At 53.9% G+C, this 12,170-nt stretch carries 9 protein-coding genes and 1 pseudogene; 4 read left to right on the top strand and 6 right to left on the bottom strand.

From position 1 onward, the window contains the following. A pseudogene (locus AFIDRAFT_RS20270) lies at nt 1-182 on the bottom strand (serine--glyoxylate aminotransferase); the annotation flags it as partial. Nucleotides 183-846: 664 nt separating this feature from the next. Here AFIDRAFT_RS20270 and lldD point away from each other — a divergent pair. Then, nucleotides 847-1,995, top strand: a complete 1,149-nt coding sequence (gene lldD / locus AFIDRAFT_RS14140; protein WP_009340182.1) for an FMN-dependent L-lactate dehydrogenase LldD — start codon at nt 847-849, stop codon at nt 1,993-1,995. 30 nt (nt 1,996-2,025) lie between these two features. On the opposite strand, the gene AFIDRAFT_RS14135 is transcribed toward lldD, so the two are convergent. After that, on the bottom strand, nt 2,026-3,252 hold the full coding sequence (locus tag AFIDRAFT_RS14135) for an amidase (RefSeq protein WP_009340181.1): 1,227 nt from the start codon (nt 3,250-3,252) through the stop codon (nt 2,026-2,028). 566 nt (nt 3,253-3,818) lie between these two features. Between AFIDRAFT_RS14135 and AFIDRAFT_RS14130 the strand changes: the two genes are divergently transcribed. Further along, a complete protein-coding gene (locus AFIDRAFT_RS14130) occupies nt 3,819-5,813 on the top strand; it encodes a glycosyltransferase 61 family protein (RefSeq protein ID WP_009340180.1) in 1,995 nt (664 codons plus the stop codon). After that, nucleotides 5,810-6,718 carry a glycoside hydrolase family protein gene (locus AFIDRAFT_RS14125; RefSeq protein WP_009340179.1) on the top strand — a complete coding sequence of 303 codons (909 nt, stop codon included), beginning with the start codon at nt 5,810-5,812 and terminating at the stop codon, nt 6,716-6,718. Before AFIDRAFT_RS14130 ends, AFIDRAFT_RS14125 begins: the two co-directional genes overlap by 4 nt. A gap of 864 nt (nt 6,719-7,582) precedes the next feature. On the opposite strand, the gene AFIDRAFT_RS14120 is transcribed toward AFIDRAFT_RS14125, so the two are convergent. The 4 genes from AFIDRAFT_RS14120 to AFIDRAFT_RS20530 all read right to left on the bottom strand — a co-directional run bounded on the left by AFIDRAFT_RS14120 (nt 7,583) and on the right by AFIDRAFT_RS20530 (nt 10,155). Then, the gene (locus tag AFIDRAFT_RS14120) at nt 7,583-8,386 is read right to left on the bottom strand and encodes an enoyl-CoA hydratase/isomerase family protein (protein WP_009340178.1); all 804 of its coding nucleotides are present in this window, start codon (nt 8,384-8,386) and stop codon (nt 7,583-7,585) included. Further along, a complete protein-coding gene (locus tag AFIDRAFT_RS14115; protein ID WP_009340177.1) occupies nt 8,383-9,621 on the bottom strand; it encodes a CaiB/BaiF CoA transferase family protein in 1,239 nt (412 codons plus the stop codon). The genes AFIDRAFT_RS14120 and AFIDRAFT_RS14115 overlap by 4 nt, the downstream gene beginning before the upstream one ends. Before the next feature lie 162 nt (nt 9,622-9,783). Beyond that, entirely contained in the window at nt 9,784-9,966 is a 183-nt protein-coding gene (locus tag AFIDRAFT_RS20535) for a 2-hydroxycarboxylate transporter family protein (RefSeq protein WP_009340176.1), read from the bottom strand. 6 nt (nt 9,967-9,972) lie between these two features. Then, nucleotides 9,973-10,155 (bottom strand): 2-hydroxycarboxylate transporter family protein, encoded by a 183-nt coding sequence (locus tag AFIDRAFT_RS20530; RefSeq protein WP_009340175.1) that lies wholly within the window; start codon nt 10,153-10,155, stop codon nt 9,973-9,975. A gap of 630 nt (nt 10,156-10,785) precedes the next feature. Here AFIDRAFT_RS20530 and hemH point away from each other — a divergent pair. Beyond that, nucleotides 10,786-11,826, top strand: a complete 1,041-nt coding sequence (gene hemH / locus AFIDRAFT_RS14100) for a ferrochelatase (RefSeq protein ID WP_009340173.1) — start codon at nt 10,786-10,788, stop codon at nt 11,824-11,826. The last annotated feature ends 344 nt before the right edge of the window (nt 11,827-12,170 follow it).

Genomic DNA, 12,170 nt, shown 5'->3' with positions numbered 1-12,170 from the left:
ATCACCACGGGACCCGAGGTCTGGAAAATCTTCTGCGAGCCGCTCAGCACCGCCTTGCCGAGTTCGGCAAATTCGGCGCTGCGATGGTCGATGACCGGCATGTCCATCGCCCGCAGCACCCGATCCGGAACAGGGCTCGGACCCGGGATTTGAAGAAAATGGCGCCCTTGAGCGTGGGTCATATTTCAAGCCTTTGTCTTTAATGTTTCTTCTACCATCAAAATATTGCATATGATATTTTTGACAGCAAATTATTTTTGCATACAAAATATTTCTGTCTAACGACCTGAAGCAAAGCTCAGCCGAAAAGGTACCCGGCCTTAAAAATCGAACTAAGTTGCTATAATAGTTTGAAAATAAACATGAATTATTCATGTTCGAGGAAACCCTCATCGCGCTCCGCGACCATATCATCCAAGGCGTTATCCTCGCTGGGCTAGGCCGCAGGGCGCGGCCTGACCTGGCTGAGGTTCTTTTCAATCCCACTCACCATACGCGGCTTTGTCTTCAATCCTTAAGAATATCAAGCAAAATTAAGTGCCAAACCGACGAAGTGCCCCGTGGGAATTACCTATATTTTCAACTTCATTTTTGAATTCATTTTTTAGTATCAATATACTATTTGAATGCAAAATATTGGGGTGAGTTGGCCCAAAAGCCTAATCGGCCTGTCGGCCGTTCATGGGACCAAGACCGGTCCTGCAATTCGCCCCGGGCGAGACAGAGAGCCCACTCTATTTAGAGTCGGAAATTGCAGCTGCGCGACGCAGACACCGGAAAATACAAAAACATAAGAAGAGCTGTTAGATTGCCTCCGGTTCGCTTCCCTCCCCGATGGCTTCTTCCATGATCATTGCATCCCCCCTGGACTACCGATCCGCCGCGCAACACCGTCTTCCTCGTTTCCTGTTGGATTATATCGAAGGTGGTGCCGGCTATGAGCAGACCCTGCGATCCAACATCGACGATCTTCAACGGGTGAATATCAAACAGCGCATTCTCAGGAACGTCGGCGACCTGAGTCTGAAGACGGAATTGTTCGGCCAGCAACTGGCAATGCCGGTCGCCATCGCTCCCATCGGCCTGATGGGCATGTGCGCACGCCGCGGCGAGGTCCAGACAGCCAAGGCAGCTCAGGCGAAGGGGATTCCCTTCACGATGTCCACGGTTTCGGTGTGCTCAATCGAGGAAGTCCAATCGCAGAGCCGTCAGCCAATCTGGTTTCAGCTCTATGTTCTCAAAGACCGGAAATTCATGAAGAACGCGCTTGAGCGCGCATGGGCGGCCGGAATTCGCACTCTTGTCTTTACCGTCGATATGCCGACGCCGGGCTCCCGTTACAGAGACCCGCATTCGGGCATGTCAGGCCCGTACCGCTATCCCAAGCGCATCCTGCAAGCCATGTTCAAGCCGGGCTGGGCCATGGATGTCGGCATCATGGGACGCCCTCACGATCTTGGGAATATTTCGGCTTACACAGGCAAGGTCGTCGGCCTGGAGGATTACATCGGCTGGCTGGCCAACAATTTCGATCCCACGATCGGCTGGTCCGATCTCGAATGGATAAGAGAATTCTGGAAGGGGACGATCATCATCAAGGGGATATTGGATCCTCAGGATGCACGGGATGCCGTGTCTTTCGGCGCAAACGGTATCGTGGTTTCCAATCATGGCGGAAGACAGCTTGATGGCGCGGCATCGTCGGCACGCGCTCTTCCCGCGATCGCCGATACTGTAGGAAACGACCTTACAATACTGGCCGATTCCGGCATCCGCTCCGGGCTGGATATTGTCCGAATGCTGGCGCTCGGCGCCAAATCGGTTTTGTTGGGGCGCGCCACCATTTATGCCCTAGCTACGGCAGGCCAGTCGGGCGTGGAAAATCTTCTTGATATGCTGGCCAAAGAGATGCGCGTCGCAATGACACTAATGGGCGTCAACTCCATTCAGGAAATCAACCGAGACAACATCTTTCGAGACAGCCTGCAACTTTAGGCCGTCTCGCTTACCCCAAACGATACAGATTCATATATTTGGACATCGCGCATCGAGCCAGTGAGCACAACTCAGCAACTGGCCATCTTCGAAAGGCTTACCGATAAGCTGAACGCCAACCGGAAGACCGTTTGCCGCTTTCAGCTTTGGCAAGGACACACACGGTCCTCGCAAAAACGTCCAGGCTGCATTCATGTTCGGGGAGCCGGTCGACGCCAGGCCTGCCGGCGCCTCTTGAGTAGCGGACAAGGTTATGAGCGCATGAAACTTTTCGAAGACCTTTTGCATTTGTGCCCGCCCGACTTTACCAACAATCAGCGCACGCTCATACGCCTCCTCGGTGACAGCCTCCCCCCTGCTCAAAACATTCTGGAACTCGGCGCTTAAACGATCGAAATGTTGCGTACGTTCCCAAGTGAAATTTCGATACGCTTCAGCATCGTGAACGATTTGAGCCGCGCGCAGGATTTCCGATAATGTCGAGCGTAAATCCAGATCCTCAATAAAAACGCCTTCTTCCCGAAGGCTGTCCACGTATCTGCCTATACGATCCTGCACGCCGGCATTCGCATCGTCCCACCCCGGCCCTTTACAAAAGGCAAGCCTCGGCTGTTTTTCGTTCGGAATCCTGGCAGGAGCAATTTCGTTCGTCAGTGAATAGAACACCCGCTCGACATCTTCCAGGATCGCTCCGAAAAAACCTACTGTGTCGAGTGTCTCCGACAAGTTCAGCACGCCGGATCTGCTCACTCTCCCGTATGTCGGCTTGAAACCAACGATCCCGCAATATGAAGCTGGGCGAATGATCGATCCCAGCGTTTGCGTTCCCAGCGCCACACGCACCATCCCGGAAGCGACAGCAGCCGCAGAGCCACTCGATGATCCCCCCGGCGTATGATCCAGATTATGAGGATTCCGAGTTGGCCCCGGAAACGCCGAGGCAAACTCAGTCGAAAATGTTTTTCCCAATATCAAGGCGCCTTTTTCGCGCAGCCTTGCAATCACCGCGGCGTCTCTGACCGGCCTGTAATCTTTGTATATTGGCGAGCCATATGTCGTCGGCATATCCGCCGTCTCAAAAATGTCCTTAGCCGCAACAATGACTCCGTATAGCTCCTCACCTGCTGCGCGATGATCAATCGCCCTTGCCTCTTCCAGAACCGATTCTTCATTCAGATGGGTCCAGGCACGAACTTCAGGCTCTCGTGCTTTTATGGCGCGAAGCGCTGCTTGGGTTTGCTCATAAACAGAGATCATCGTTGATTACCCAATTCCCGTTCAATCCAAAATTTCCTTGGATTGAACATCTTCATAACGACTCGGGCGCGACATCACTTCCAACAGCTGCTCGCAGTGAATATCTCAGGATTTGATCATGTAAGTTATCAATTCGATCTTCCGACTTAAACCGTCTCGGATCTGTCTATCCTTGAATTCCATTCACCGCATTTCTTCGCCTTCGAGCACGCTAGATTCTCATCATAGAGTATTTTTCTCTGGAATTTCGTCCATGCCTGTTCGCCGGATTCATTGGTCAGTCCTGGGCTATTCAAGAAACCCAGCTACCCCAAACGAAGCCCCATCACGACATCGATCACGGCATAGAGTGTCTGGCGGATCGACCCTGCCGATCCCGGCCAAACGAGGATTAAGCCACTAATCGCAAACCAGAGTATCGTGGCCCGCGTGCTCTAAAGCCGCCGGATTTCAGCCTTCCAATTGTCCGATAAAACGTACCTCACGCGCGGTGCTTCCAGCGCAACGTGGGCATTGGATTTGCCCTTGGTTTGCTCTAATTTCTTGCGAAATCTGGGGACGAATGAATGGGACGCCACGCCGCTAAATGGGCAAACAGCCTCAAAAAACGACGTAAAGAAACAAAAGAATTTTTCCGAAGCGCGGCGAAAGCGGTAAATCGTTCAAAATACAAAATTAAAACCGATTATTACTTGGTGCTGAGTTGCATTGTCTTCCATCTAAACATCGGAGGACGATGGAAATCCAGCGATTACCCTCGCTCGCTCTTCAGCGATATCCATCTTATCCGGCATCTTTCAAGGAATCGTCTGATCCTCGGTTACCCAAAGCGTATTGTTGCTTGCCTTCTCATGTTCGTGGCGGATCTGAGAACGACTCAGGGCGGATGCCACGAGGGCGATCTAGGGGCCTATTTCTTCAATATAGACAGGCCGCGCATTCCGTCTTGCTTTCGCGAAGCCGGCCTCTTCATTTCGATCTTTGCGGCATATTTGAAGCGGTCGGGCGATATGCTTTCTGCGCTGAGTCTCTACCAAGCTTTTCTGCAATCACCTAAAACAGCTTATGTCGGTCACCTCGGCATCGGCGATATCAATCATTTACTGGCGCGATGGTGCAGGGAGAACAAATTCTTTTCTTCAATGGGCGGCATGCCAGCGAGACCTCTTCCAGGAGGAAATGGCACCAGAGATTTAATGGACCATCTAGACAATTTTACGTTCGAAAATGCCATTCAACATTTTCAAGCCGCCATCACTCTTAAACCAACTGATGCTATCGGGCATGAAGCTCTCGGTCGCGCGGCGTGGGATATTGGCGACATCCATTTAGCCGCCTCAGAATTCGGGAAGACCGTTTCCATCAATCCAGACGATCCGTTTCACAGATTTCGTCTTCTGTATGCCAAAGCCCTGCTGGGCGACAATTCGGCCATTTCTAAGATCTCTCACCTTCAGCGAAAGCATCCCTACCTTCAATATCGCTTTGGCAAGATTCAACTCGGCACCATTATTCCATCGTCATATGACACAAACAGGGGTGAAACTATCGAAGTCCCCTACATTGCCGTTTCCCGATCTGAGACCAGGAAACTTTGCCCAACGCTTACGTTACAGAGCGGCGATGTGCTCAAACTGAAAAATGCCAGGGAGATTGGTATTGGATTGGTCGCGACTAAAGAAGGCATCATAGATTCAAACCGAAAACATCTTGGGCCATACTGCCTTGAAATGTTTTCTCCAAACATTCTCGCTTATTCCGGCGATAGGGCTCTCCTTGGCCTTCCGAGAGGACTCGCGGTCGTGCACGAGGGCGTCGTGCTGCCGGGAGCCTATTTCAACTATTACCACTTTCTTTTCGAGGCTTTGGGATCGTTGCTACTTAATCCGGTTAGGCGAGGATATAACCTCGTTACCGATGCCCCACTCAAACAATGGCAATCGACGCTATTTCAAAAAACACTCGGTTATGTGCCAGAAGTTACAATCGCACCAAACGGTGTCGAGATCGAGAATGCAACGGCGCTCCCACTACCGTCTCGCCACAATGTCCCGAGTCCCAAAGCTATTATGGCGCTGCGTGAAAAACTATCGAAGCATCATCCGGAGCCGCTACCAGGAAAGCGTCTTTATCTATCTCGACGAAAAGTGGATGCAGGGCGCAAAATCAACGATACCAATCTGAAGTCCCTTTTGAACGAGTTCGGCATTTCGTATTGCGACCCTGGCGAAATGTCGATCGATGAGCAGATAGAGACCTTCAAGGACGCGGAGATGATCGTCGCACCTCAAGGCGCAGCACTTTCAAATTTAATATTTTGCCCTCGTCAAACCGTGGTCGTCGGCATGAGTTCGCCAAATCATCATTCTGAATGCTTTACCACCATAGCCGCAGTGATTGGGCAGCCCTATATTCTGTCTCTGAGTCCGACGCAGACCATACCAAGAGCATTTTTCGTGTGGTCCGTCTTCGAAGTAGATATCGATCTCGTCGCACTACGAGCAGCACTCGAATTGGCTGAAACGAGGATTTACGAACAGGCGGAAAAGGCTAACGCATGAGGTTTGAAAAAGTTGGCGTAGTGTTCGATGCATCTGGTCGTGCCGACTGGATGAATTCACACACCTATGTGCCGACGGCTCTTCTGCTTGATGACAGCACGATACGTGTCTACTTCGCTTCTCGCGATAAAGATCAAGTCGGTCGAATTGGTTGGTTCGACGTCGATGCAAATGAACCAACCAAGGTTATAGGGTTCTCTGATCGACCGTGCCTCGACATTGGCGATGATGGATGCTTCGACGACAACGGTGTCACACCGCTTTCAGTATTCAAAGACCACGACGGTATTCGCCTTTATTATGCCGGCTGGCAACTAACACCCAAGGCGAGATACATGCTGTTCACTGGTCTCGCAATCAGCAAGGACGGCGGAAATACCTTCCGACGATACCAAAAATCCCCAGTCCTAGATCGAAGCCCATCCGAGCTTGTAGTTCGATCCGGCGCGCACATCATGAAGCACGGCGGTCTCTATAAGATTTGGTATGCCGCAGGTTCCGGCTTCGTGAACATTTCGGGCAAACAGGTCCCGACCTATCATCTTGCTTACGCGGAATCTGAAGACGGCATCACTTGGCCCGATAAAGGCATCTTATCCATTGAACCGCAGGCACCGGACGAATACGGATTTGGCCGACCTGGCATGTTGATACGCGGCGATGAACTCAACATTTTTTATTCCAGCCGCACTTTCTCCAAAGGTTACCGCATCGGATATGCGCGGTCAGACGATGGCAGGACCTGGACCCGCCAAGATCACCTCGGATTAAATACATCTGCCTTTGGTTGGGATTCTGAGATGACATGTTTTGCAAGCATCGTTGAAACACAAGCCGGAACATTGATGTTCTATAATGGCAACGACTTCGGCAGGACTGGCATTGGCCTAGCTGTTATTTTTTGATTCTTCCGCTCTGGGATGATCCTTTTCAGGACTTGTATTGTTGGTCTCTGCTTTGATCTCGAAGTATCCGACCAATCGCCAGAAGCAACAAACCGGGACCGGCTTGTTCAAGTAGCCCTGGCCCATGCAACGTGGCGCTGATCCGCACCAGTCGGCCGGCCATCTTGGTATGTCGCTGAGGATTCTGCTTGATATGCTCCCCATCATCCGGACTACCTATCGAATGCCGTGAAAAGATCGCGTAGCAGGTTGCCGAAGGCCGAATAGAGGAAGGGCGTTTCTAGTGCGGTTGTCGATATGAAGGTGCGGACAGTACACCTAGTAGTTTAAGGGCGCCATCTTGAGCTCACTGCAAGCACATCACTAGTGGCCGCTCCCATTTTCAATGAAAATCTCGGGAAACAGGAACAATCCGCACCTGTCGCGGATGACGAGCTTTGGGTGAAGTCGGGGGAATTAACTGATATCCTCCTTCAGAAAGAAACACTGCCTGCAAATACGGGCCCAAAGCGTCGTTCGAGAGTCCGATCAAGTCGGGCGTCGATCGGACAGGCGATCCGAGGGCCGCCCACAACATCCCGCGATCTACGAGATCGACAGGGTCGATAAGCCTTCTGTATGGCTCCTCGGCTTGAGAGCGCACAACTGCGCCGCGAGCCGGATCCGCCGCTGACCCCGTTTTTGTCCCCACCGATCAGATCGGTGTCATTTCAGGCGAATATCTGGTGGCGCGAGCCAACGACAAGCCCGTGCTACGCGTCAATGAGATTGCGACGAGGCTCGCGGTTCAGGCAAGTGCGGCGGCCCGCAACCCGGGTCCTTGAGCACCACTCAACGCCGAGAGCTTATCACGAGAGGTCGGACTTACTTGCCGCGCCAGACCGGCGGGCGCTTTGCGAGGAAAGCATCGACACCCTCGCGGAAATCCTCGCTGCCGTAAGTTTCACGCACAAGATCGGCATCGGCCACGCGCGGATCAGACGCCAAACGCCGTAGCATCTCCTTTGTCACGCGCAACGTGATTGGCGCATGACCAGCAAGCCGATCGCATAACTCCCCAACCCTGGCGTCGATCTCTTCGGCCGGAACGATGGAGGCATAACCGGTGGGCAGTTCCTCAACAGCAGGTGTCTCGGCCAGAAGGAGCATGCGCTTGACCACGCTCACGCCCAGTGTGGCGGCAAGCCGCCGCACATTGGACGCGGACAGACAGTTGCCGAGCGTCCGGGCGATGGGCACGCCGAAGCGCGCGCCGGGCGTGGCGATGCGGAAGTCGCATGCATTGGCCAGCGCCATGCCGCCGCCGACCGCCCAGCCTTCCACAACCGCGATGGTCGGAATGGGCAACGCCTCGAGGGCGCTGACGTATTTCTCGACCTTCTCCTCATAAACAATTCCATCCTCGCCGGAAGAAAAAGCGCGGAATTGCTCGATGTCCGTGCCCGCAACAAAAGCCTTGCCGCCGGCGCCGCGCAACACTGCGACACGGATGGATAGATCGCCGGCGATCTTCGCACAGGCCTCCGCCAGCTCTTCGTACATGCGCCAGGTCATCGCGTTGCGCGCGCGCGGCCGGTCGAAAATAAGACGGGCGATAGCGCCATCCTTCGTGAAGCGAACGCCTCCCTGATCCTGTTCGGTGGCAGTCGCCGGAGACTGAGGGCTCATGGCGCGAAAGCTCCGCGGGCGGTGAGATTTTCAATGGCGGCAGAATCGAGACCGATCTCTTTCAGCACCTCATTAGTATGCTCACCGAGCAAAGGCGGATGACGGCGCACTTCTTGCGGCGTTCCGGTCAGCTTCACGGCAAAGCCGATGTTCGACACCTTCCCTTCGTTGGGGTGATCAATCTCCATCCGCATCTGCCTGTGGCGGCCGTGCTCGCTCTCGAAGGCTTCGGGATAGCTGTACATGGTGCCGGCTGGAATGCCCGCCGCAAGCAGGGTTTCCACCCATTCGTCCGAAGATCGCGTCACGAAAGTTTTCTCCAACTCCGTGATCAGTTCCTCGCGATTGGCAAGACGATCGGGATTGGTCTTGAAACGGGGATTCTCGGCGAGATCCTGCCGGTCGATTTTCTCACAGAGCTGCGCCCAAAGCTTCTGGTTGGTGGCGCCCATGACGAAATAGCCGTCCTTCGACTTGACGGCTTGATATGGCGCGCTCATGCGGTTGGCGGTGCCGAGCGGAATCGGCTGCGTGCCGCGTCCCCAATATTCGGATATATCCCAAACCGAGAAAGCAAGCGCGGCCTCGAACAGCGAAGCATCGATATACTGACCCTCGCCGGTGTTTTTCGCTCCGATATAGGCAGCCAGCATCGCATAGGTGGCGAACAAGGCGCATCCGATGTCAGCCACCGGCACCCCCGCCTTGACCGGCAGTCCCCCGGGATGGCCAGTGACGCTCATCACCCCGGACATGGCCTGCGCCATCAGATCGAAGCCGGGACGCTCAGCCCAAGGGCCTGTCTGGCCGAAGCCGGAGATAGATGCATAAACGAGGCGCGGATTGTATTTCCGCACCGTTTCGTAATCGCATTTGAGCTTTTTCATCACGCCGGGCCGGTAATTTTCCACCACGATGTCGGCGGTTTTCACCAGTTCGTAGAAAAGCTCGCGTCCGGCTTCGCTCTTGAGGTTTACGGCAACCGAACGCTTGTTCCGGTTCATATTGAGGAAGCCCATGCTGTCCGGGCCCTTCATCTTGAACCCCATGGCTCCGCGAGTCTGATCGCCGGTACCCGGCGGCTCTATCTTGATGACGTCAGCGCCAAGGTCGCCGAGCAGCATGCAACTGTAGGGGCCGGCCATGACCTGACAGACATCGAGAACCCTCACACCGGCCAGCGGCAACGGACGTGGAATTGCGTTTTCGGTCTTGTGCTGAGACGTATCGGCCATGGCGCCTTGCTGTTGTCCAAGTGTGCGATTGATCTGTAGACCTTTCTAAGCGAAGCGACGCAAAAGATACAACTCTGCAGAGCGCAATGCGCTATGCGCTGCACAAAGAAAGCTAGGCCCCATGCTATTGGAAGGCCTCGCGCAGTCGCAGGGGAAACAGAATCAGTAAATCATCTTCATCAGGAACGTCGCGATCACGATCATGATCGCACCGCCGACGCGCGTCGCGATTTGGGCAAAGGCCATTAGACCCATGCGATCCGATGCACCCAGGATCGCAACGTCGCCTGTCCCACCGAGGCCCGAGTGACAGGCCGTCACGATAGCCGCCTCGACCGGATACATGTTCAGTCATTTTCCGACAAAAAAGCCGGATGCGACCATGGCCAGCACTGTCGCCGTGCAGATCATGATGTAGCCAATGTTGAAGGACGCTACGAGTTGGTTCCACGAGACGAGCAACGCGCCCATCGCCTTGTCGTCGCCGGTTTTCACCCAGAAGATCTGTTTCGTAGCCGCCCTCGACGTTGGCATGGGCACCTATGAACCAGCGTTGCTCAACGCCGGACAATGGACGTCCCAGAGAGTGGGGGCGAAGTCGCGGCGATGCTCGTCGATGACAAGGGCGTAATAGCCGTTCAGGATATGAATGCCTGGGAGTGCGGGTTTGGGGCTCGGACTATTTATGCCGTTCATCGTGCGTCCCTGCTTCCTGCCATGTCTCGTCCGCGGATCTGATAGCCGCCTGGCAGTCTGAACATCCCATAGTCGGACTGCTTGCATGGCGGATCAAAAGTAACTCTCTGTGGCGTTGGGCGGAGCACAAAAAACGCTTGTCGACTTATGGTCGTAAAGCATCGCCCTGCCCTGACTGCTATGGGCAGATGGCCATTCTAAGCGCCATTCTTATGGTCCCGCCTTTCCTCCTTTCTCTTATAGGTCACAGCGCGGATATAGCCCATTCAGGCTGTTCCGTTGAGGCAGTGATCCGCCGGGCTCTCCAGCTCGTAAACGTACTTGGACATGCCGGAGACCAGATTCGATGTCATTCATAGAAAAAACGCAAAATCGGTTCTGAAACATTCTAGCGTGAGCTGCTCTTGGAGTTAGACACTACGCTTTACGATCTTACGCGCCCTTTTACGCTAACAAAACTTTTCCGAAATGGATGGTCGAGTTTTGATTAAGAACGCCCCCTACGAGCATCCGAAGGTGGAATTTGGCAAAATCGGCGTGTTGCTGATCAATCTCGGCACGCCCCAGGCTACCGATCCCGTTTCACTGCGCCGATATCTCGCAGAATTCCTGACAGATCGCCGCGTCATCGAGTGGTCTCGTTGGCTTTGGTATCCGATACTCTACGGCATCGTGCTGAACACGAGACCGAGAAAAGTCGCAAAAGCTTATGAGACGATTTGGAACAAGGAAAAGGGCGAAAGCTACCTGCGGACTTACACACGCAGCCAGGCTTCGCAACTCGCAAACAGATTGTCGGAATTTTCGTCGGTGCGGATCGACTGGGCCATGCGTTACGGGAAGCCATCAATACGCAGCAAGATCCAGGATCTTCAGGAATCCGGATGCGAAAGAATTCTTCTCTATCCGCTCTATCCTCAATATGCGGCCGCGACGACTGCGACGGTGAATGACGAGAGTTTCAGGGCGCTGATCAATCTGAGATGGCAGCCAGCAATTCGCACGGTGCCAAGATATCACGACGATCCAATCTATATCGACGCTCTCGCCAATTCGATCGAAAGTCATCTTGCCACTCTTGATTGGGAGCCGGAGATACTGCTCACGTCCTACCACGGCATTCCGATGTCGTATTTCAAGAAGGGCGATCCCTATCACTGCCAGTGCCACAAAACGACGAGGCTGCTCGGGGAACGTCTTGGCTGGGACAAAGACCGGATAATGGTGACGTTTCAATCGAGGTTTGGTCCGGAAGAGTGGCTGCAGCCATACACCGATAAGACCGTCGAAGAACTGGCAAAAAACGGAACAAAGAAAATTGCAGTGATCAATCCAGGCTTCGTTTCCGACTGCCTCGAAACTCTCGACGAGATTGCAGTGGAGGCGAAGGAAGCTTTTCTTCACAGTGGCGGCGAACGGTTCACTCATGTGCCGTGCCTCAACGACGGGACGGACGGAATGAAAGTCATAGAACACGTCGTCAGAAAGGAATTGGCAGGTTGGGTGTAAGGCGCGGCTAGCTACGACGAACAGCTTCCCGAGCCAGCACGCCCGACAAGGCCGACCCCTTTTGCTACAAGCATTCCATGAATGCGCGGGCCGCTTGCGTGATGGTCTTCTCGCGCTCTTTTGGCGTTTGGTTGAGGGTTCGATAAAGCATGATGATCCGAGGACTTTGCTCAAGACATGAACGGTTCTTGATCAAGAATTCCAGCAGAGAAAATTGGACGGGTACGCAGCTTGGCCCGTCGCGATCTTGGTGTCGCAGGTGCAGGTGCGGCAACGACCGGACATTCGGCCGATATAAGCTCCGGACGCAGCGTAGGGTTTTGAGGCCATCAAGCCGCCATCGG

This window comes from Afipia sp. 1NLS2 (assembly GCF_000178995.1).
GTDB lineage: Bacteria > Pseudomonadota > Alphaproteobacteria > Rhizobiales > Xanthobacteraceae > Afipia.
The sequence above is the reverse complement of the archived record's forward strand: the minus strand, read 5'-3'. Positions and strand labels throughout refer to the sequence as shown.

Bases quoted from the DNA above. Each gene is read 5' to 3' on its own strand.
- AFIDRAFT_RS14130 (WP_009340180.1), top strand. From the start codon at position 3,819: ATGGGACGCCACGCCGCTAAATGGGCAAACAGCCTCAAAAAACGACGT.
- AFIDRAFT_RS14115 (WP_009340177.1), bottom strand. From the start codon at position 9,621: ATGGCCGATACGTCTCAGCACAAGACCGAAAACGCAATTCCACGTCCG.
- AFIDRAFT_RS14120 (WP_009340178.1), bottom strand. From the start codon at position 8,386: ATGAGCCCTCAGTCTCCGGCGACTGCCACCGAACAGGATCAGGGAGGC.
- hemH (WP_009340173.1), top strand. From the start codon at position 10,786: ATGGATGGTCGAGTTTTGATTAAGAACGCCCCCTACGAGCATCCGAAG.
- lldD (WP_009340182.1), top strand. From the start codon at position 847: ATGATCATTGCATCCCCCCTGGACTACCGATCCGCCGCGCAACACCGT.
- AFIDRAFT_RS20530 (WP_009340175.1), bottom strand. From the start codon at position 10,155: ATGCCAACGTCGAGGGCGGCTACGAAACAGATCTTCTGGGTGAAAACC.
- AFIDRAFT_RS20535 (WP_009340176.1), bottom strand. From the start codon at position 9,966: ATGTATCCGGTCGAGGCGGCTATCGTGACGGCCTGTCACTCGGGCCTC.
- AFIDRAFT_RS14135 (WP_009340181.1), bottom strand. From the start codon at position 3,252: ATGATCTCTGTTTATGAGCAAACCCAAGCAGCGCTTCGCGCCATAAAA.
- AFIDRAFT_RS14125 (WP_009340179.1), top strand. From the start codon at position 5,810: ATGAGGTTTGAAAAAGTTGGCGTAGTGTTCGATGCATCTGGTCGTGCC.